The sequence below is a fragment of the Mesorhizobium sp. M0317 genome, assembly GCF_040321555.1.
Taxonomy (GTDB): domain Bacteria; phylum Pseudomonadota; class Alphaproteobacteria; order Rhizobiales; family Rhizobiaceae; genus Mesorhizobium.
In genome coordinates this window covers 13240-34605 of sequence record NZ_JAMYRV010000053.1, presented here as the reverse complement: position 1 = coordinate 34605, position 21366 = coordinate 13240, and the positions used below count along the sequence as shown (strand labels likewise).

17 protein-coding genes and 1 pseudogene are annotated in these 21366 nt (G+C 64.0%); 10 read left to right on the top strand and 8 right to left on the bottom strand.

The features are described 5' to 3' along the window. Window positions 1–293: 293 nt before the first annotated feature. The 5 genes and pseudogenes from NKI88_RS27610 to NKI88_RS27590 form a co-directional block, all read right to left on the bottom strand. On the bottom strand, window positions 294–710 hold the full coding sequence (locus tag NKI88_RS27610; protein WP_023712827.1) for a DOPA 4,5-dioxygenase family protein: 417 nt from the start codon (window positions 708–710) through the stop codon (window positions 294–296). A 277-nt stretch (window positions 711–987) separates the two neighbouring features. Then, the gene (locus NKI88_RS27605; protein ID WP_023707271.1) at window positions 988–1146 is read right to left on the bottom strand and encodes a DUF3309 family protein; all 159 of its coding nucleotides are present in this window, start codon (window positions 1144–1146) and stop codon (window positions 988–990) included. A gap of 96 nt (window positions 1147–1242) precedes the next feature. After that, window positions 1243–4407: an efflux RND transporter permease subunit gene (locus NKI88_RS27600; RefSeq protein WP_352658567.1), complete on the bottom strand. Its 3165-nt coding sequence runs from the start codon at window positions 4405–4407 to the stop codon at window positions 1243–1245. Between the two features lie 65 nt (window positions 4408–4472). Then, window positions 4473–5672, bottom strand: coding sequence for an efflux RND transporter periplasmic adaptor subunit (locus NKI88_RS27595; RefSeq protein ID WP_352658565.1), 1200 nt, complete (start codon window positions 5670–5672; stop codon window positions 4473–4475). 481 nt (window positions 5673–6153) lie between these two features. Next, window positions 6154–7235, bottom strand: a pseudogene (locus tag NKI88_RS27590) (patatin-like phospholipase family protein). On the opposite strand from NKI88_RS27590, the gene NKI88_RS27585 reads away from it, so the two are divergent. Further along, on the top strand, window positions 7126–7416 hold the full coding sequence (locus NKI88_RS27585) for a hypothetical protein (protein WP_352658590.1): 291 nt from the start codon (window positions 7126–7128) through the stop codon (window positions 7414–7416). The pseudogene NKI88_RS27590 and the gene NKI88_RS27585 overlap by 110 nt on opposite strands. 253 nt (window positions 7417–7669) lie before the next feature. Here NKI88_RS27585 and NKI88_RS27580 read toward each other — a convergent pair whose 3' ends face one another. Continuing rightward, a complete protein-coding gene (locus tag NKI88_RS27580; protein ID WP_352658563.1) occupies window positions 7670–8758 on the bottom strand; it encodes a citrate synthase/methylcitrate synthase in 1089 nt (362 codons plus the stop codon). Window positions 8759–8851: 93 nt separating this feature from the next. On the opposite strand from NKI88_RS27580, the gene NKI88_RS27575 reads away from it, so the two are divergent. Beyond that, window positions 8852–9991, top strand: coding sequence for a citrate/2-methylcitrate synthase (locus NKI88_RS27575; RefSeq protein WP_352658561.1), 1140 nt, complete (start codon window positions 8852–8854; stop codon window positions 9989–9991). Here the strand turns inward: NKI88_RS27575 and ftrA are convergent. Then, window positions 9988–10980 (bottom strand): transcriptional regulator FtrA, encoded by a 993-nt coding sequence (gene ftrA, locus NKI88_RS27570; protein ID WP_502909501.1) that lies wholly within the window; start codon window positions 10978–10980, stop codon window positions 9988–9990. The genes NKI88_RS27575 and ftrA overlap by 4 nt on opposite strands. 89 nt (window positions 10981–11069) lie before the next feature. On the opposite strand from ftrA, the gene NKI88_RS27565 reads away from it, so the two are divergent. Both NKI88_RS27565 and NKI88_RS27560 read left to right on the top strand, forming a co-directional pair. Beyond that, window positions 11070–11489 carry a rhodanese-like domain-containing protein gene (locus tag NKI88_RS27565; protein ID WP_023707263.1) on the top strand — a complete coding sequence of 140 codons (420 nt, stop codon included), beginning with the start codon at window positions 11070–11072 and terminating at the stop codon, window positions 11487–11489. Between the two features lie 50 nt (window positions 11490–11539). Then, window positions 11540–11995 (top strand): GNAT family N-acetyltransferase, encoded by a 456-nt coding sequence (locus NKI88_RS27560; protein ID WP_352658558.1) that lies wholly within the window; start codon window positions 11540–11542, stop codon window positions 11993–11995. A gap of 49 nt (window positions 11996–12044) precedes the next feature. Here the strand turns inward: NKI88_RS27560 and phaR are convergent, their stop codons facing one another. Next, a complete protein-coding gene (gene phaR, locus NKI88_RS27555) occupies window positions 12045–12659 on the bottom strand; it encodes a polyhydroxyalkanoate synthesis repressor PhaR (protein WP_023685813.1) in 615 nt (204 codons plus the stop codon). A 302-nt stretch (window positions 12660–12961) separates the two neighbouring features. Here phaR and NKI88_RS27550 point away from each other — a divergent pair, with 302 nt between their 5' ends. The 6 genes from NKI88_RS27550 to NKI88_RS27525 all read left to right on the top strand — a co-directional run bounded on the left by NKI88_RS27550 (window position 12962) and on the right by NKI88_RS27525 (window position 21308). After that, the gene (locus NKI88_RS27550) at window positions 12962–14146 is read left to right on the top strand and encodes an acetyl-CoA C-acetyltransferase (protein WP_023673832.1); all 1185 of its coding nucleotides are present in this window, start codon (window positions 12962–12964) and stop codon (window positions 14144–14146) included. A 129-nt stretch (window positions 14147–14275) separates the two neighbouring features. Continuing rightward, entirely contained in the window at window positions 14276–15001 is a 726-nt protein-coding gene (gene phbB, locus NKI88_RS27545; RefSeq protein ID WP_023698448.1) for an acetoacetyl-CoA reductase, read from the top strand. Between the two features lie 694 nt (window positions 15002–15695). Next, a complete protein-coding gene (locus NKI88_RS27540) occupies window positions 15696–19247 on the top strand; it encodes a helicase-related protein (RefSeq protein ID WP_352658556.1) in 3552 nt (1183 codons plus the stop codon). A gap of 75 nt (window positions 19248–19322) precedes the next feature. Next, window positions 19323–19709, top strand: coding sequence for an RNA-binding S4 domain-containing protein (locus NKI88_RS27535; protein ID WP_023673663.1), 387 nt, complete (start codon window positions 19323–19325; stop codon window positions 19707–19709). Between the two features lie 253 nt (window positions 19710–19962). Continuing rightward, complete coding sequence (gene fdxA / locus NKI88_RS27530; protein ID WP_013529180.1) at window positions 19963–20301, top strand: ferredoxin FdxA; 339 nt, start codon at window positions 19963–19965, stop codon at window positions 20299–20301. A 425-nt stretch (window positions 20302–20726) separates the two neighbouring features. Then, window positions 20727–21308, top strand: coding sequence for a CarD family transcriptional regulator (locus NKI88_RS27525; protein ID WP_023673664.1), 582 nt, complete (start codon window positions 20727–20729; stop codon window positions 21306–21308). The last annotated feature ends 58 nt before the right edge of the window (window positions 21309–21366 follow it).

The following is a 21366-nucleotide window of genomic DNA, read 5'->3' as shown; positions in this document are numbered from 1 at the left end:
CCGAACGGGTGCGCCCGACCCTGCGGGAACGAGTGCCGGCTGCCTCCTCTATTGCAATCTTTGCCTATTCGGCGACCCCGCCTCGGCGTACCGGCGACCAAGGAGAACTCTCCCTTGCCATCAATTGACGGTCATCGCTCCAACGGCCCCGCGCTGGTTCGGCACCTTCGACGAAGCAATGATGAAGGCATAGGATACGGCTTGAGGCGCAAAGCGGCCTGTCATGCATGCCTGAGCTAGGCTACTGGCGAACGCGTCTCCAAGGCCAAGTCTCTACTTTGCAGAACGCCTCCCTACGCCCCCAGCGTCGGCTCCGTGTTCACCTCCAGCGCCTCTTCCGCTTCATCCTCTTCACCCAGCACCTCGCCATGAACCCCCAGCGGCCGCCCGATCCAGATCGGATCGACCAGATGGTCGCGCTTGGGGTTGGTGGTGTTGGGGTGGATGAGGATGCTGAGGCCGCCGTGGTTCAGCATCAGCCAGGGGACCAGCGTGGCGAAAATCTCGGTGGCGAAGGAGACCTGGTACATGGCCTGTTCGTGCGGGCCGACCGGCTCGTCGCGCCAGTTGCCCAGGCGCACGCGGAAGCGTTCGCCGATGCGCAGGCGCAGCCATTCGGCGTGCTGCCGCTCGGCTTGCCCGTCATAGTAGATGTGGGCGTGATAGCTGGCGATCTCGGCGAGAGGCCTTGGCGGGCTGGCGGTGTTCACCTTGATGGCTCCCTCGGTGATTGTGGTGCGGGCAGCGTATACGCAAGCGGGCGGGGTGGCCAAGGGGGACCCAGCGTGTGCTCGTCATCTCGATTTCGGGCCAATCGCATATGGAGCTCCCCCACTCCGTCTCGGCTTCGCCCAGCCACCTCTCCCCCATGGACATGTGGGAGAGGTGGCCGCGAAGCGGACGGAGTGTGGGCGGGCGCCGCCGTATGCCCATTGCCAGCACTTCATCGGGCGAGGACCCGCTGATCGCAGAGGTCTCTTGCCCCGATCAAACCCTGCCCATCAGCACCAGGATCAGCAGCACCACCAGCACAGCGCCGACTATTCCGGACGGCCCATAACCCCAGGAGCGCGAGTGTGGCCAGGCCGGGACGGCGCCGATCAGGATCAGGATCAAGACAATGATGAGGATGGTGCTGACGGTCATTAAGAGTCCCTCGCCTTGCTGGTCGGATACGAAGGGACAATGCAAAAGGCCGTCCGGTAGTTCCGGACGGCCTTTTGTCCGACTGCTCGAATGCAGCTATTCCGCGGCTTTCGGGAAGGCGATTGCCGGCTCATCGAGCGGCTTCGGCCCTGTGGACGCATCCCATTTCTTTTCGCGCCCGAACAGCCGGCGGAAGAACGCGTAGAAGCGGCTGTTTTTGCTGCGCGTGAAGATCATCAGCATCGACGGCGTCACCACCAGCGTCAGCAGCGTGGCGAAGGACAGGCCGAAGACGATGGCCGAGGACAGCGAAATCCACCATTGCGTCGACGGCGCGTTGATCGTCGTCTCGTGATGGAAGATTTCGAGGCCGAGACCAAAGGCGATCGGCAGCACGCCGAGGATGGCCGAGACCGCCGTCAGCACCACCGGGCGGGCACGTTCGCGGCAGGTCTGCAGCACCGCTTCCATCTTGTCCCAGCCCTCTTCGCGCAGCCGGTCATAGGTGTCGATGAGCACGATGTTGTTGTTCACCACCACACCGGCCAGCGCGATAACGCCGATGCCCGACATGACGATGCCGAAGGCTTCGCCGGTCAGCAGCAGCCCCAGGAACACGCCGATCGTCGCCATGACCACGCAGGACAGCACCAGCAGCACGCTGGTGAACTTGTTGAACTGCATCAACAGCACCAGGAAGATCAGGAAGATCGCCGCACCGAAGGCCTTGCCGAGGAACGCGCTGGCTTCGGCGCTGTCCTCGTTCGACCCCGCCAACTTCCAGCGTATGCCGTTGTCGAGCTTCATGTCGGTGACCGCCTTGGTCACCTCCGCCTGCACCGCCGCAACCTGCGTGCCGGCGGCGACGTTGGCCTGGACGACCACGGTGCGGGCGCCGTCGATGCGGTTGAGGATGCCGACGGTCGGCTCCGGCTTGCGCACGACGAAGTTCGAGATCGGCACCGAGCCTTGCGCGGTCTGCACCCGGAGCTCGTCGAGCGTCGACAGCGTGCGCCGGTCTTCGGGCAGGCGCAGCCTGATGTCGACGGCATCGTCGGCGCCGGCCGGCCGGTATTCCGACAGCTTCAACCCATTGGTCACCAATTGCACCACCGTGCCGACGGCCGTCGGGCTGATGCCATACTGCGCCGCCTTGGCGCGGTCGACCTCGAGCGCCCAGTCGACGCCGGGCGGCGGCAGGCCGTCCGACACGTCGATGACGCCGGGCACCTTGGCGATGCGCGCCGCAACCGCGCGGGCCTGGTCGTCGAGCCCTTTGGGATCGATGGCCGAAAGCCGGAGCTGGACCGCCTTGCCCGTCGGAGGACCGGCCTCCGGCACGCGCACCTCGACATCGACGCCGGGAATGCCGGCCATGACGGTCCGCAGCTCATCCAGGATATTGTTCGCCGATTTGCGCTCGCGCCAGTCGATGAACTCATACTGGATGACGCCGACGACGTCCTCCGGCACGTCCTGTCCGCCGCCCTGCGTCTTGCCGACGCGGGTATAGACCGATTTGACGCCAGGCCAGCCAAGCAGCCGGTTTTCGGCGATCCTGGTCGCCGTGTCCATTTCGGCCAGGGAGAGATTGCCGCGGGCATGCACATAGAGCAGGCCGTAATCGGGCTCGACGCTGGGGAAGAACTCGACGCCGGCGCCATATTTCGAATAGGCGAAGCCGACGCCGGTGAGCAGCACGGCGGTGAGCACCAGCACGGTGATGGGGAAGCGCACCGCCTGCTTGACCAGCGCCATGTACCAGCCGTCGCGATTTTGTTCCTCGTGATGCTCCGGCGCCTTGGCGAAAAGCGCGCCCAGCGTCGGCGCGAACACCAGCGCATAAAGCATCGAGGCCGACAGCGTGACGATCAGCGTGATCGGCATGTATTTCATGAAGTCGCCGATGATGCCGGGCCAGAACAGCAGCGGCGAAAACGCCGCGATGCGCGTCATCGTCGCGGCGATGACCGGACCGGCCATGCGCTTGGCGGCAAGCGTGAAGGCTTCCGCCTTCGGCATGCCTTCGCCCATGCGCCGTTCGGCGAATTCGGTGACGATGATGGCGTCGTCGACCAGCATGCCGACCGCCAGGATAAGGCTGAACAGCACGATCATGTTGATCGTGTAGCCCATCATCGCAAGCAGCAGGATGCCGATCAGGAAGGATGACGGAATGGCAAGCCCGATCAGCAGCGAGGCGCGGCCCGACAGCGCATAGAGGATGACGATGAACACCAGGATGACGGCGATCATCACGTGGTTCTGCAGGTCGCCCAGCAGCTGGTTGACGAAGACAGACTTGTCCTGCGTGTAGGTGATGTTCATGCCTTCCGGCATCGTCTTGACGTAGGCGTCGGACACTTCCCGCACCTTGGCCAGCGTGTCGATCAGGTTGGCGCCGATGCGCTTCTTGACTTCGATGGCGATGGCCGGCTTGCCGTTGAGGCGAGTGATGGTCTCGGCGTCGGCGAAGGTCGAACGCACCGTGGCGATGTCCTTCGCCTGCACGACGGCATTGGGGCCGGCGACCACCGGCAAGGACGCGACATCCTCGGGTGTCTCGATCAGCGACGGCACCTTGACCGCGTATTTGCCTTCCGAACCCTCGATATTGCCGGCGGCGACCAGGCTGTTGGAAGCGCCGACCGCGCCGATCAACTGGTCGAGCTGCAGGCCGTAGGACGACAGCTTCATCGGGTCGATGACGACCTCGACGAGATCGTCGCGCGCGCCTTGTATGGTGCCCTCAAGAACGCCCGGGACTTCCTCGATGCGGTCGCGCAGTTCGCGCGCCGCCGCCGTAAGCACACGCTCGGGCACATCGCCGGACAGCGTGACGACCAGGACGGGAAACTCGGAAATGTTGACCTCGGTAACAACCGGTTCTTCTGCCGCTTGGGGAAGGTCAGCCTTCGCGTCCTGAACCTTCGAGCGTGTATCAGTCACCGCGGTGTCGACTTTTATAGACGGCAGAAACTCAAGGAAGACAAAGGCACCGCCCTGATAGGCGGATGATTTCATCTCCTTTAACCCCTTGAGACTCTTAAGCTTTGCCTCCAGAGGCCTAAGCAGAAGTCTTTCAGCGTCTTCGGGCGCGATGCCTTGATAGGCAACATTTATATAAACATAAGGGGTAGGAACGTCGGGTTCCGCTTCCTTCGGTGTCGACTGATAGGCGACCCAGCCCGCCAGCAGCAGGAAGACCAGCACCGCAATGGTCAGCCGGGCATTGTTGATCGCGAGTTTGACGATATCCATGGCCTGTTCTCAAGATTTCAGGAGCCGCATGGCGGCCGGTTGTCCCCGCCCGGGGCCACCCGGCGCTACTGCGTTGTCGCTTCGCCCAACAGTTTCTGGATGGTCGCCTGGTCGGCCTCGACCGGCTTGACGACGTCCCCTTCCTTGACGAGCTCCTGGCCGGCGACGATGACGCGGGCATCGGCGGGAATGCCGCCAAGCACCAGGCCCTTCGGCGAGTCATCGACCAGGTCGATCGGGAAGAACACAACCTTGTTGTCCTTGTCGACGGCGCGGATGCCGAGGTCTCCCTTGTCGCCCAGCGTCACCACGGAGCGCGGCAACATGACGGCGTCGGTCGGCTGCGCGCTGAGCGCAATCTCTGCCGTCATGCCGGCCGGCACCGAGCCGTCGGCATTGGGGACGGCGATCTCGACGCGGAAGGTGCGCGTCGCCGACGAGGCGTCGCGGCTGATGTAGCGCACGGTGCCTTCGACGGTCTGGCCGCTGACCAGCCGGACAGCAGCCTTGTCGCCGAGCTTGAGATAGCCGAGGTCGCGTTCGCTGACTTCACCGCGCGCAATCACCGGATCGAGCTTGAGGATGGTTGCCACCTCGCCGCCCTGCATGACGGAACTGCCGAGCTCCACCGGCACCCGGTCGATGACGCCGTCGAAGGGCGCCTTGACCAGATTGCGGTCGAGTTCGGCCTGCGCCGTTTCCAGCTGCGACTGCGCAGCGGTCAGGTTCGAACGCGCCGTGTCGAGCTGCAGCTTGGGCAGATTGCCGGTCTTCATGAGCCGCAGCGACGCTTCGAGTTCAGCCTGGCGCTGCACGACGAGCTGCTTGGCATTGTCGACCATCGAGATCTTTTCTTCCGCCGCAAGCATCAGCACCAGATCGCCGGTCTTGACGTGATCGCCCTGCTTGACCGGCAGCTTTTCGATGACGCCGGCGACACGCGTCGCCAGCACGGCGCGCTTGTCGGCCTCGGTCAGCCCGGAAATGCGGATGGCGCGGGCATAGGTCTTGCGCGGCGGCGTCACCACCGCGACGGTGCGCAGCGGCGCCTTCGGTTCGGCCTCGGCTGCCTTAGGCCCAGTGGTCGGGGGCTTGGCTGCGTCCGGCGCCTTGGCCTGATCGCCCGGCTTGGCCTGGTCGCCCGGCTTGGCAGCGCCTTCGACAGCGGGGCTGCCGACGGACGAGAACGCGCCTGTTCCCATCCAGGCGGCGAAGCCGATGAGCACGACAATAGCGGCAAGCTTGTGAAACCTGATCTTCGGCATCATTTTTTTCCACTGCGGGGTTCGGCCAAGTCGTTATCCAACAGGGTGTCCGTCGTCTAACAGCTACCGTGTCTTCCAACTCGGGCGCATCGCCGATATGGGTGCGCGCCAGGCCGTGTTCAATTTGCCGTGAACGGCGAAGCCGCGCTTCTACATCAAAGTTGCATCGCAATACAGTCGAAAAGTTGCAGGGGCATTGCGCAAGGCAGGCGTAGTGTGGCCAACGGAAACGGTTTTATCGGCGCCCCGTCAGGCGGCGGAACCACAGTCTCGGAACCATACGGATGTTGGAGGCGCTTTGTTTTCAAGGCGTTTTGGGCACTGACATCCCCTGTGCCCGCACCAGTTTTTGACGCTCAAATGTGGGCGCGCCCTGCGTCGTCGCGACTTGAATGGCAGTAGGCGTCAGTATGATTTTGTATACCGTCACACGCAGAAGTTGCGCCGCATCGGGAAAGCCGCCGGCGCTGCTCCGAAAAACTCAGGCCCGCCGGCGTTCCGCCTCCGGCTTCTTGCGGGCGGCGAGAAATTCCTTCACCCGCCGTCCCGGTGCCGGCCCGCGCACCGGTTTGAAGCCGTCATCGAGTTCGCCGGAAAGATCGAGCGTCGGCCGCTTGCCGACGGCGTCGTAATTCTCCTCCAGCCAGTCGCTGGCCGCTATACGGCCAAGGTCTCTGAGATAGCTCAGGAAGGCCCATTCCGCATTGACCTTGGACGACGCCGACAGATCCTTGAACGCCTCGTCGGCATCGATGCGGTGCATGCGGATGTCGCGGTATTCGCCAGGCGGCAGCCGGCCGGCGGCGATCAGCTCCTTGACGAAGGCGATCGAGCGGAATTCGTTCAGCAGCCCGGCATTGAAGGTGATCTCGTCGATGCGGTTCTGGATTTCGTTGGCGCTTCTCGGCGTGCCTTCGCGCACCACCGGATTGATCTGCACCAAAAGCACATCCTCGGTCGCCGCCGTCTTGAAGAACGGGAACAGCGCCGGATTGCCGCCATAGCCGCCATCCCAATAGGGCACGCCCTTGATCTCGACGGCGCGGAACAATTGTGGCAGGCAGGCCGAGGCCATCACCGTGTCGAGGTCGATCTCGCCATCGGAAAAGACGCGCAGCTGGCCGGTCTCGACATTGGTCGCCGAAATGAACAGCTCCATCGACTTGCAGGCGTGAACATTTTTGAAATCGATCTCCTGCTCGACCACGTCGCGCAGCGGGTTCAAGCCCAGCGGATTGGCGACATAGGGCGAAAACACTCGGGACATGGTGTCGAAGAAGAAATATCCGGGCGTGTTCTCGATCGACCAGTTGCCCCAGGCGACGTCCCACGGCATGCGCTGCACCGGGCTGAAGCGGCCCTTGGCCGCCACCGCGCGCAGAAATCGTCGAGCTTTTGCCGTGCACCCTCGACGCCGGCGCGCACAAACCCATCGGCCAGCGCCACCGCATTCATGGCGCCGGCGCTGGTGCCGGACACCGCCGCGATCTCCAGCCTGCCATCCTCCAGCAGCCGGTCGAGCACGCCCCAGGAGAAGGCCCCGTGCGAGCCGCCGCCCTGCAGCGCGATGTTGATCTTCTTCGTTTCCTCCGCCTTGCCGTTTTTGGTCATGGCGTTCCTGTTCGGTTTGGTCGCTGCTGCCTCATTCCGCCCGGGGATCGGGCGGGTTCGACTGCAGCGGACTTATATTGCAGCGCAGCATATAAGGGATGACCAAGGCAAGAACACGAACACGGTCGCGTGATCACATGAAATTTTGGTCATGGGGAATGGTCCTCCACGCCCAGGTCTTCGCCCTACGAATACCCCCACCCTTGATCCCTCCCCACAAGGGGGAGGGAGACTTGGTAGACGCTGATCTCAGCAAACCACCGACGTTTCGGCGGCGCGCGCCAGCTGCCCTCCCCCTTGTGGGGGTCCGAAGGACGGGCGAGACCCGTGGCTCGCCCCGGCAAGCTAGGGTGGGGTCCTCTTCGCAACAATCTGAACTTGGAACCTCAGGCCACGAGGTCCGGCACCGGCCCGACATAGCGCGACTGTGGACGGATCAGCCGCCCCGTCGTCTGCTGTTCGCGCGCATGCGCGATCCAGCCCGCGACACGTCCGGCGGCAAAGACATTGCTGAACGCCTGTGGCGGAAAGCCAGCCGCCTCAAGCACAAGCGCTGTGTAAAACTCGACATTGGTCTGCAGCGAGCGCTGCGGCTTGGCGATCCGCAGCACTTCGAGCGCCGTGTGCTCGACCTGTTCGGCGAAGGCCAGGCGGCGGCCGGCTTCGCCCTCGCTGCCGAGCTGCCGCACGACGGCTTTCAGTACATCGGCGCGCGGATCGCGCACGCGGTAGATACGATGGCCGAAACCCATGATGCGCTCGCCATGCGCGACCTTCTCGCGCAGCCAACCGGCCGCGTCGCCATGCGCCTGGATTGCATCGAGCATCTCGATCACCGGGCCGGGCGCGCCGCCGTGCAGCGGCCCCTTGAGCGCGCCGAGCCCGGCCAGCACCGACGATGTCAGCCCTGCCAGCGTCGATGCAACGACGCGGGTGGCAAAGGTCGAGGCGTTGAGGCCGTGATCGCACACGGTGACCAGATAGGTGTCGAGTGCCCTTGCCAGCGCCGGCGACGGGACGGATCCCTCGATCATCCTCAGCATGTCGGCGGCATGATCGGCCTTCGCGTCAGGTGCGATCGGCTGCTCGCCACGCGCCAGCCGCAGCAGAGCCGGCGTCAGCACAGCGGGCGCCGCGATCAGCCGCAAGGCGTCCGTCAGTGCCTCGCCATCCGGCAGCAGCGCCATGCCGGCGCGCATGGCGCCATAGATCTCAATCGGTGCGAGCAGCGGCAGCGAGGGTGCAAGCCGCTCGAACACCTCGACGCGAGCCTTGCCCAGCCTCGCTGCCAGTTCGGCATCGCCGGGAAGGCCGTCGAAGAAGCCGTCGAGCAACAGGCGAACCACTTGCGCATAGCGCCAGCGTCCCGCCAATTCCGGCAGCGAATGACCGCGGATCGTCAGGCGGCCACCAAGGCCATCGACATCGGAGAGCACGGTCTCCGCCGCCACCACATCATCGAGCCCGTTCGCCATATCTCATCTCCTTGCAGCTTTTCTGCATGGGAGATAAGGGTTAGGCTGCGCCTCGATCAAGCTTGATCAATATAATCAATGTAAGGGCTAAAAATGTCCGAATGGCTGTCGCGGGAAGAGGCGCTGGAAAGGCTCAAGGTGCGGCCGCAGACGCTTTACGCCTATGTCAGCCGTGGCCGCATCGGCATGCGGCCGGATGAGAGCGACCCGCGCCGCAGCCAGTACCGCGCCGACGACATCGCCGCACTGGCGACCCGCCGGGCGCGCGGCCGCAGTCCCTCGGCCATCGCCGAGAGTGCGATCGCCTGGGGCGAACCCTCGATTGCAACAGCAATTTCGACCGTTCTGCACGGGAGCCTCATCTACCGAGGGCAAGACGCCGTTGCGCTCTCCAAATCGGCGACGCTGGAGGAAACCGCCGCTCTGCTGTGGGCCTCGGCCGAACCGGTGACGTTCAAAGCTCCGTCACCTGAAGCGCCTCATCCAGTCGGCCGCGCCTCGGCCTTTGCGCAGCTTGCCATGCTTGCAGGCCACGGGCGGCCTTCGCTAGGACGCAGCGCCGCCTCGCTGTGCACCGAGGCCGCGCGCACAGTCGGAGCGCTGGCGCAGTCGCTGGGCGCTGAAGCCGGCACAGCGCCCGTCCATAAGCGCCTGGCGCAGGGCTGGTCGGTGGATGATGCCGGCGCGGAAGCGATCCGCTGCGCCCTCGTCCTGCTCGCCGATCATGAACTCAACGCATCGACCTTCGCCGCCCGCGTCGCAGCGTCCACAGGCGCCTCGCCTGCCGCATGCCTGCTGGCCGGCCTGGCAACGCTGTCCGGCCCGCGCCACGGTGGCGCCGGCGAAGCGGTGATGCAGCTCGCCGAAGATGCAGCAGCCCACGGCGCGGATGCGGCGATCCGGCGATGGCTCGGCCATGATCGGCCCTTGCCGGCGTTCGGCCATCCGCTCTATCCCGACGGCGATCCCCGTGCCACCGCACTTCTGGCAGTCATCTCTGTCAACGAGACGCTGCAACAGCTGCAAAAAGCCGCCATGGCCGCGACCGGCGCGCACCCGAACATTGACTTTGCCCTCGCCGCGCTGACGCACGGTCTTGGCTTGCCCCGCGATGCACCGTTCCAGCTATTCGCGCTTGGACGCAGCGTCGGCTGGGCCGCGCATATGGTCGAACAGATCATTAGCGGCAGCATCATCAGGCCGCGTGGCCGCTATGAGGGACGCGTGACTTAAGCCGACCTGGCCGTGTTCCCGAAACGCGCACGGTACGCGACGGGCGTCGTGGCGAATTGCCGGCGGAAGTGATGCCGCAACGTGCCTGCCGCGCCAAAGCCGGCGGTCTCGGCAATCCGTTCGATCGGCATGGCGGTGTCTTCCAGCAGCGTGCGCGCCCGCGAAAGCCGTTCCGACAGCAGCCAGCGCGCCGGCGTGACGCCGGTTGCGGCCGCAAAGCGGCGCAGAAACGTCCGCTCGCTCATCCCGGCAAGCTCGGCCAAGATGGCGACGGGATAGTCGGCGGAAATATTGGCGCGCATCCTGTCGATCAAAGGGCCAAGCCGGCTGCGCTCATGTGGCTCGGGAACGGAGCTCTCGACATACTGCGCCTGGCCGCCGTCGCGATGCGGCGGCACCACCAGGCGACGCGCCACCATGTTTGCCGCCTTGGTGCCGAAGTCGCGCCGAACCAGATGCAGGCAAAGATCGATGCCCGCGGCACTGCCTGCCGATGTCAGCACATTGCCCTCATCGATGTACAAAACGTCCGGAATCACGGTGATGTCGGGGTACATCTCCGTCAGCTTCTCGCTGTAGCGCCAATGCGTGGTCGCCCTTTTGCCCGCAAGCAGGCCGGCGGCGGCAAGCACGAACACGCCCGAACAGATCGAAAGAATGCGAGCGCCGCGCTCGTGTGCCTTTCGAAGCGCCTCGATCAGCGCCGGCGGCACCGGAGCCTCCGACCCGCGCCATCCCGGCACGATCACCGTGCCGGCCTGGCCGATCAGATCAATCCCGCCGTCGGCAACAATACGCACGCCGCCCAGCGCGCGCATTTCACCGGTATCAATACCGGCAACCGCAAAACGGTACCAATCCTCACCCATTTCCGGCCGGGGCAAGGCGAAGATCTCAACCGCCACGCCAAACTCGAACGTGCACAGCCCGTCATAGGCAACGGCCACGACAAGAGGGTCGGCAGGGCGCGGATTGGCAGAGGATGGCATGATCTTGACGATATATGGCAAAGCTGCCAGCTGCAATCGCCCTGCTTCCTGTCTTATCTCTCCGTCGCATCAGCAATGGAGATACGAGGATGAGCCACGTGACAGACATTCCGGCGGCATCGCCGGATATCGCCCGCGACCATTTTCTGCGCCGGCTTTCCGTCGAGACCGACTGTTCCGACGTCGCCGCCGCACTGCGTGCCGGGGAGCCGGACTTTGTTCTCCTGCATGTGGTCGGTTCGCCGGAAGCCTATGGACGCCGCCATGTGCCGGGCGCGCTGCATCTGCCGCACCGCGAAATATCGGCCGAGCGGATGGTGCAATGGCCCGAAAAGACGCTGTTCGTCGTCTATTGCGCGGGACCGCATTGCAATGGCGCGGATCAGGCGGCCTTCAAGCTGGCCAGCCTCGGTCGTCCCGTGAAGATCATGATCGGCGGCATAACCGGTTGGCAGGACGAGGACCTTCCTTTCGCTTCAGGCAAGGAGCCCGGTGTCTTGCACGCGTGAGGCCACGCGATATGGTCGGCCTTGAAGACTGAGCAAGCATGCAGAAGGCGATGGTTAGAATTCGTCCATTCGAGCGCCAGGATGTCGGTGCGGTGCTCGCCCTCATGCGGGCGCTAGCCGTCTTCGAGGGTTATGACGACAAGCTTCGCGTCACCGAAGCGAACCTCATCGAGCACGGGCTGGGGCCATCGCCCCGGTTCGGCGTGTTGGTGGCGGAGCGAGAGGGCGTGATCGTCGGCATCGCCGTCCACTACCTCATCCCCTGGACCTACGACCTGAAGCCGGCTGTCTGGCTGAAGGAACTCTACGTCACTGAAGCGACGCGCGGCATGGGGGTCGGCCATGCGCTTGTTGAACAGCTTCGCCAACACGCTTTGAGCATTGGCGCCTCCGCCATCAAATGGACGGTGCTGAAATCCAACTCGCCGGCCAAAGCCTTCTACCGCTCGCTCGACGGCCAGCCCGACGATATCTGGGAACCGTGGCAACTGAAAATCGACCCGTGAGGCAAGGCCCAGCCGGGTTGAGCCGGTTCAGACCATTGCCCGGCCGCCTCTACGACATCGTGTCGAGCTTGCGCTGCATGGCGGCGATCTGTTGCTTCAGTTCCTGAAGGTCGTCGCCGCTTTTTTCCGGGACATCCTTGCGGGCCGGCTCGGGTGCAGCCGCGGCCGCAGCATTTGTGGCGGCGGTCGGGAACGGCGTGAACAGGCGCATCGCGTTCTGGAACATTTCCATGTTGCGGCGTGTCTGCTCTTCCAGCGCCTTGATCGGCGTGGCGATCTTCATCACATCCAGCGGCGACTTGCCGATCGCGCCCTTCATCTGTTCGCGGAACCGCTCCTGCTCCTTGGAGAAGGCCATCATCGACTGTTCGAGGAAGCTCGGCACGATCTGCTGCATCTGGTCGCCATAGAAAGCGATCAGCTGGCGCAGGAACGGGATCGGCAGCATGTTCTGCCCATCCTTGTTCTCCAGTTCGAAGATGATCTGCGTCAGCACCGGATGGGTAATGTCGTCACCGGTCTTGGCGTCCTGGACGGTGAACTCCTCGCCCTTCTTGACCATCTCGGCCAGATCCTCGAGCGTCACATAGGTGCTGGTGCCGGTATTGTAGAGCCGGCGATTGGCATATTTCTTGATAATGATAGGGTCGTCTTTCGCGGCCATCAGCATCCTCCCGGGACACCGGCGCGCCTGAGTAAGCCGCCGGTAACGATTGCGCCATTTTTAAGGATATGCGCAAAAGCTCTATAATTCCAAGCGCTTTGTGCAGTGCGGCATCATTTATTGCTGCATGGCCGGCCAATTATGCTGCGCAGCAAAGGTTGGGCGATCCCGCCGGCCGCTCACGCCCTGCTTGCGGCGCTTGGCCGGCATGCCCATTTCCGGTTTGACTTGGGGTGTGGAACGGGCAAGAAAAGTCCCAACAAGCCCCCAAGAACACGACACCTCGAAGTCTGGAGAGAAAAATGTCCGCTTCCAATTCAATCGTCGTTGCCAGCGCCGCACGCACGGCTGTCGGCTCTTTCAACGGCGCCTTCGCCGCCACCCCGGCGCATGAACTTGGCGCCGTCGTCATCAGGGAGCTTTTGGCGCGCGCCGGCGTCGAGCCGGGTGAAGTCGACGAGGTCATTCTCGGCCAGGTGCTGACCGCCGCGCAGGGCCAGAACCCCGCCCGCCAGGCGTCGATCAATGCCGGCCTGCCCAAGGAGACCACCGCCTGGGGGCTCAATCAGGTTTGCGGCTCTGGCCTGCGCGCCATCGCGCTCGGCATGCAGCAGATCGCCGCCGGCGACGCCACTGTGATCATCGCCGGCGGCCAGGAATCGATGTCGCTGTCGCCGCACGCCGAGCACCTGCGCGCCGGCGTCAAGATGGGCGACTACAAGATGATCGATACCATGATCAAGGACGGGTTGTGGGACGCCTTCAACGGCTACCACATGGGCAACACCGCCGAGAACGTCGCCCGCCAGTTCCAGATCACCCGCGACGACCAGGACCAGTTTGCGCTGGCCTCGCAAAACAAGGCCGAGGCCGCGCAGAAGGCCGGCAAGTTCAAGGACGAGATCGTCGCCTTCACGATCAAGGGCAGGAAGGGCGACACTGTCGTCGACCAGGACGAGTACATCCGCCACGGCGCCACCATCGACGCCATGTCCAAGCTGAAGCCGGCTTTCGACAAGGACGGCACCGTGACCGCCGCCAACGCGTCGGGCATCAATGACGGCGCCGCCGGCGCGCTGCTGATGAGCGAGGCTGAAGCCACAAGGCGCGGCATCACCCCGCTGGTGCGCATCGCCTCATGGGCGACGGCCGGCGTCGATCCGGCGATCATGGGCACCGGACCTATTCCCGCCTCGAAGCGGGCGCTCGAGAAGGCCGGCTGGTCGGTCAAGGACCTCGACCTTGTCGAGGCCAATGAAGCCTTCGCCGCGCAGGCCTGCGCCGTCAACAAGGGCATGGGCTGGGATACGTCGATCGTCAACGTCAATGGCGGCGCCATCGCCATCGGCCATCCGATCGGCGCGTCGGGCGCCCGCGTCTTCAACACGCTGGTTTTCGAGATGCGCCGCCGCGGCGCCAAGAAGGGCCTTGCCACGCTGTGCATCGGCGGCGGCATGGGCGTCGCTCTGTGCGTGGAAGCGCTGTGAAAGAGAAGTGAGTAGTGAATAGGGAGTAGTGAATGGGGAAGAAGGAGCAGCGCGGCGGGATATCGATCCCTACTCGCTACTCCCTACTCCCTATTCCCTTCTTCCGACCAAAGGGAGGAAGAACTTTCAATGACCAAAGTAGCGCTCGTCACCGGTGGATCGCGCGGCATCGGCGCCGCCATATCGATCGGCCTGAAGAATGCCGGTTACACCGTTGCAGCCAACTATGCCGGCAATGACGAGGCAGCGGGGAAGTTCAGCGCACAAACCGGCATCAAGGCCTACAAATGGTCGGTCGCCGACTACGACGCCTGTGCCGCCGGAATCAAACAGGTCGAGGCCGATCTCGGCCCGGTCTCGGTGCTGGTCAACAATGCCGGCATTACCCGCGACGCCATGTTCCACAAGCTGACGCGCGAGCAGTGGAAGGAAGTCATCGACACCAATCTGTCTGGGGTCTTCAACATGACGCATCCGCTGTGGGGCGGCATGCGCGACCGCAAATTCGGCCGCGTCATCACCATTTCCTCCATCAACGGCCAGAAAGGCCAGGCCGGCCAGGTCAACTATTCCGCCGCAAAGGCCGGCGACATCGGCTTCTCGAAGGCGCTGGCGCAGGAGGGCGCGCGCGCGGGCATCACAGTCAATGTCATCTGCCCCGGCTACATCGCCACCGAGATGGTCAAGGCGATCGACGAGAAGGTGCTGAATGAACGCATCATCCCGCAGATTCCGGTCGGCCGCCTCGGCGAACCGGAAGAGATCGCGCGTTGCGTCGTCTTCCTCGCTTCCGAAGACGCCGGCTTCATCACCGGTTCGACCATCACAGCCAATGGCGGCCAGTATTTCGCCTGAACGACAGCATTTCGCCCGGTAGGACGGGCCGCCTTATGGCCCGTTTTTCATCGCCGGCCGGCGATGTTCCCCGGGCTGCGCGCGAGACATTGACCCGTTCCGGCACGCAAAGATTAACGATTTCCAGGCGCCCTGTGCAAAACCCGGTTCGCAAGCTGTGAATTCTCGGTGGACAAGCTGTGGACAACACAACATGTTGGGGTGAACAAACCAGGAAAATCCCGCCATCGCCGATTCGTCACCCATTCGTTCCGGCTTTGAGCGGAACGTTAACGACCAAGGCCGAATACCACCGGAAAATGGTTAAGGCCGATTAAGAAAATTCAGCCATTTCATAATGTTGGCCGAGGCGTATCGGATCACGACGATGCCCCGCCGGCAAAGGTTAACGCCAATGGTCGCCTTGCAGGAATCGGGCCAGTTTCCGCGATTCAGCATATGGTGAGACTCAGGCTCGCAAAATCCACATGTAGCCGTGAACAAAAGCTGAATCTGCCGGAGTCACTGATTCGTCGCCGATTCGTTCCAGACTCGTTCCAACTGTTAATTGAGACCTCAAAGACGAACCGTGGGATTGCCGGCCGGAACATTCCGCTTTCGCTTCGCGGCTGAAATCCCTATGTGTCGCCTGTCATACGCGCCACGCGAGGCGCGCTCCCGACAACACGATGCAGAAAGCCTCATCTCCAGGCCGATGAACATCCAACCGAAACACACCGAGCCGCTGATCCTCTCGGGCCGCGACGTGACTGCCGTGCTGGGTCCGACCAACACCGGCAAGACCCATCTCGCCATCGAGCGCATGGTGGCGCATGAGAGCGGCATTATCGGCCTGCCGCTCCGCCTTCTGGCGCGCGAGGTCTATGCCCGCGTCTGCGAAAAGGTCGGCGCCCACAAGGTGGCGCTCATCACCGGCGAGGAAAAAATCCAGCCGCCCGGCGCGAAATATTCGGTCTGCACCGTCGAAGCCATGCCGCGCGAGACCGACGTTGCCTTCGTCGCCATCGACGAGGTGCAGCTCGCCGGCGACCTCGAGCGCGGCCACATCTTCACCGACCGAATCCTGCACCTGCGCGGGCGCCAGGAAACGCTGCTGCTCGGCGCGGCCACCATGCATGGCATCCTGCAAAAGCTGCTGAGAGGCGTCTCGGTGGTGACGCGCCCTCGCCTGTCGCACCTGGCCTATGCCGGTTCGAAGAAATTGACCCGCCTGCCGCGGCGTACGGCCATCGTCGCTTTCTCCGCCGACGAGGTCTATGCCATCGCTGAGCTGATCCGCCGCCAGCAAGGAGGAGCGGCGGTCGTGCTCGGCGCGCTGTCGCCCCGCACCCGCAACGCCCAGGTGGCAATGTTCCAGGCAGGCGACGTCGACTATCTCGTCGCCACCGACGCCATCGGCATGGGGCTCAACCTTGATCTCGATCATGTCGCCTTCGCCCAGAACCGCAAATTCGACGGCTACCAGTACCGCAACCTGACGGCGGCGGAGCTCGGCCAGATCGCCGGCCGCGCCGGCCGGCATCTGCGCGACGGCACCTTCGGCGTCACCGGCCAGGTCGATCCGCTGGACGAGGAGTTGGTCAAGCGCATCGAGGGGCATGAGTTCGATCCGGTAAAGGTGCTGCAATGGCGCACCGCGCATTTCGACTTCGCCAGCCTCGACGCCCTGAAGCGCTCGATCGAGGCCAACGCGCCGGTCGAAGGCCTGACGCGGGCGTTGCCGGCGGTCGATGCGCAGGCGCTCGAACATCTCTCCCGCGACGAGGACATCCGCGCGCTGGCTACCAATGCCAAGCGCGTCGCGCTGCTGTGGGAAGCCTGTGCTCTGCCGGACTACCGCAAGATCGCGCCGGCCCAGCACTCCGACCTGATCGCCTCGATCTACACCGACCTCGCCAAACACGGCCATGTCGATGAGAACTACATGGCCGAGCAGGTGCGCCGCGCCGACACCACCGAAGGCGATATCGACACGCTGTCGCACAGAATTGCCCAGATACGCACCTGGACATTCGTGTCCAACCGGCCGGGCTGGCTGGCCGATCAGGCACACTGGCGGGAAAAGACGCGCGAAATCGAAGACAGATTGTCGGATGCGCTGCATGAGCGGTTGACGAAACGGTTTGTAGACCGCAGGACTTCCGTCCTCATGCGGCGCCTTAGAGAAAATACAATGCCTGAAGCCGAAATCAGTCCTACCGGAACCGTCCTTGTCGAAGGCCATCATGTCGGCGAGTTGCAAGGGTTCCGCTTCACCGCCGATCAGAGCGCCGGCGGCGAAGACGCCAAGGCCGTGCGTACGGCAGCGCAAAAAGCGCTGGCCGCCGAGTTCGAGGCGCGTGCCGAACGCTTCGGCGCCTGCGCCAATGGCGACCTTGCGCTCGGCTCCGACGGCACGCTGCGCTGGATCGGCGCGCCGATCGGCACGCTGGTTGCCGGCGAGGACGCGCTGAAGCCGCGCCTGGTGCTTTTGGCCGACGAGCAGTTGACCGGTCCCGCCCGCGACAAGGTCGCCGCGCGCGCCGAGCGCTTCGTCAATTTCCAGATCGAATCCTTGCTGAAGCCGCTGGTCGACTTGAAGAATGCCGAGCAGATCGCCGGCATCGGCCGTGGCATCGCCTTCCAGCTCGTCGAGCATTTCGGCCTCATCAACCGCCGCGACATCGCCGAGGAAATGAAGTCGCTCGACCAGGAGGGTCGCGCCGCCTTGCGCCGGCTCGGTGTGCGCTTCGGCGCCTACCACGTTTTCGTGCCGGCGCTGATCAAGCCGGCGCCCGCCGGACTGATCACGCTGTTGTGGGCGCTGAAGAACGACGGCAAGGACAAGCCCGGCTTTGGCGACGTGGTGCACGCGCTGGCCTCCGGCCGCACATCGGTGGTCATCGACCCGGCCTTCGACAAGAGCTTCTACAGGCTCGCCGGCTACCGCAATCTCGGGCGCCGCGCCGTGCGCATCGACATTCTGGAACGGCTGGCCGACCTGATCCGGCCTGCGACCAACTGGAAGCCCGGTCTGGGACAGCGCCCCGACGGCGCTTATGACGGCCAGTCCTTCATGGTGACGCCGCCGATGATGTCCATCCTCGGCGCCACCGCCGACGACATGGAAGAGATCCTGAAAGGTCTCGGCTATCGCGCCGAGCCGAAGCCGCCGGCAGAGGTGAAGGCGCGGCTCGAAGCGCAGGACAATGCCGCGCGGCAAGCGGCTGCGGCCAAGCTGGCGGAAGCCGCAGCAAAGGCCGAGCAGGCTCAGGCGGCGGAAGCCGTGGCAAGTGAAGCCGTCGCTGAGGCGCCGGCCGTTGGGTCGGAGCCGGATGCAGCCACCGAGATTACGGCTGAGGAGCCCGTCGCCGAAGTCGCAGCGGCCGTTGCTGCGGACGCTCAGCCGGGCGCGCCTCCCGAGGGTTCGGAGCCAACTGCGGCCGTTGAAGCCACCGCCGAAGCTCCAGCCATCGAGGAAGCAACGGCGGAGCCCGTCGCGGAAGAACAGGTCGAAGCTCCCATAGAAATCGCGGAAGAAGCTCCGGCTGTTGCAGAAGCTGACGACACCGTCCCCGAAAGCGCCGACGCCACCGTCGCCGAAAACGCCGACGCCCTTACCTCCCCCTCGATGGGGGAGGTCGCGGCGCGAAGCGACGCGGATGGGGGTGACAGCGTTAACGAAGCAGGTGCAGACACAGCAGACACTTCAGGCGCAACCGCCGACGCCGGCGCTGCCCCCACCCCGGCGCTGCGCGCCGACCCTCCCCACGAGGGGGAGGGTGGAAGCGCTGAGCCTGTCCCCGAGGCCGAAGCGCCAAAGCCCATCTTGCTGTGGCGGCAGGGTCGTTTCGAGCAGCGCCCGCGCCATCGTCAAGGCCGGGACAATCGCCCGCGTAACGGCCAGGCTGGCCGCGCCGATGCGCCGGCCGACGCTGCCGGCGGACAGCCGGCACCGGGCGAACGGCCGGCCTATCAGGGCCGGCGCGACCAGCGCGACGGTGCCGCCAAGCCACGCTTCGACCGTTCGAAGTTCAAGCCCAAGCCGCAGGCCGAGGGCGAACAGCGCCGCGACGGCAAGCCGCAAGGCGAGCGTCCGCGCGAGGGCCGGCCTGACTGGAAAGGCGGCAGGCCGGAAGGCAAAGGCGGACCGCAAGGCGCCAAGCCGGCTTTCCAAGCCAATCCACGCGAGGAACGCCCTGCGCGCTTCGATCCGGACTCGCCCTTCGCCAAGCTCGCCGCCTTGCGCGACCAGCTGAAGAAGTAGGCTCTGAGCATGATCCCGAAAAGTGGAACCGGTTTTCGGACAAGATCATGCTCCAACAAGAGATAACTCGCTGCGATGGTTGCTGAAGGTCGTCAGCGCATCGACAAGTGGCTGTTCTTTTCGCGCGCGATAAAATCGCGCTCGCTGGCGGCCAAGCTGGTCGTCGCCGGACGCGTCCGCATCAACAGCGACAAAGCAGCGCAGGCCTCCGATCTGGTCAAGCCTGGCGACGTTTTGACCATTACGCACGAGCGCCGTATTTTCATTTGGAAGGTGCTTGGCACCGGCGTGCGGCGCGGTCCGGCCGAGGAAGCGCGCACGCTCTACGAGGACATGTCCCCGCCGCCGGCGCCGAAAGGCGAGGCTGTTGCCGATGCCATTCCGGCGCTGCGCGACGCCGGCAGCGGCCGGCCGACCAAGAAAGAGCGCAGGCAAACCGACCGGCTGTTCGGCGAAGACTGAAGCCTTGGCCGTCTGCGCCATGCCGGCGGTCTGGAATTTCATTCCGGACACGCGGGCCCCGCCTGCAATGGCTGCCCTTGCAAGCGGCAGGCAAAGGCGTTACCTCACCAAAAAAGCCGCCGCATCGGCCCGAAAATCGGAAATCGATTTTTCGGAAGGCACGATGCGCAGATTCAAAGTGTCAGAGCGGACTTTGTGCGTCCAATTGGACGCACGTCGCTCTAGCAAGAACGGGACGTCCCGGAGCCGACCAATGACCTATGTCGTGACCGACAACTGCATCAAATGCAAGTACATGGACTGCATCGAGGTCTGTCCGGTCGACTGCTTCTACGAGGGCGAGAACATGCTTGTCATACATCCCGACGAGTGCATCGACTGCGGCGTCTGCGAACCGGAATGCCCGGCCGATGCAATCAAGCCCGACACCGAGCCGGGCCTCGACAAATGGCTGCAGGTCAACACCGAATACGCCGAGAAATGGCCCAACATCACCGCCAAGAAGGAGCCTCCGGCAGATGCCAAGAGCTTCGACGGCGAAGCCGGCAAGTTCGAGAAATATTTCTCCGCCGAGCCCGGCGAAGGCGACTGAGCACATGACGCTGAAATCGGAATCGATTTCGGAAAGGGTGATGCGCAAAGCAAAAAAGTGCGGCCTATTGGATCGTCATAACGCTGCGTAACGCGCCTCATACATTAACTGCCTTGACAGGCGGCGATGTCGCTCGACCTTCGCGTTTGCAGCAAAACCTTGATTCTTCCGACTTTTTGTGCTACACCAGTTGAAACATGCCGGTGACACAACGTCGATTTATGGCGCAAGCGCCCCAAATCACTGAAAGGTGAAATCCCCAATCGGACCAGAGCGATCTGGGCCAGGCAGTCGCTATGTATGCGGTTTGCCGGTCCCGGCTTTTCCGATGGGTTCATCTGTTGTGCGGCTAACGATCGGTGTCCCCGGTCGCATGCGTTCGGACCGGCAGGCCGCCGGTGCCACAACAAGGAGTTCAGGGCGTAATGGCAACGATCACCCCGCAGAAGAAGTCCACCTCGGCACGCCACGGTTTCAAGACCGGCGAGTACATCGTCTATCCGGCACACGGCGTCGGCCAGATCGTCTCGATCGACGAGCAGGAAGTTGCGGGCCACAAGCTGGAACTGTTCGTCATCGACTTCCAGAAGGACAAGATGCGCCTGAAGGTTCCGGTCGCCAAGGCGACCTCCATCGGCATGCGCAAGCTGTCGGAAGAGGATTATGTCGAGCGCGCGCTGAAGGTCGTGCAGGGCCGCGCCCGCGTCAAGCGCACCATGTGGTCGCGCCGTGCGCAGGAATATGATGCCAAGATCAATTCGGGCGACCTGATCTCGATCTCGGAAGTCGTGCGCGACCTCTACCGTGCCGACAACCAGCCGGAACAGTCCTATTCCGAGCGTCAGCTCTATGAGGCGGCACTCGACCGCATGGCGCGCGAGATCGCGGCAGTCAACCGCATGTCGGAAACCGAAGCCGTGCGCCTGATCGAGGTCAACCTCAACAAGGGCCCGAAGCGCGGCGCCAAGGCCGACAATGAGGAAGCCGAGCAGGAAGAAGCTGCCTGATCGCTTTCACCGTCGAATTCATGAAAAACCCGGCCTTGTGCCGGGTTTGTTTTTACCC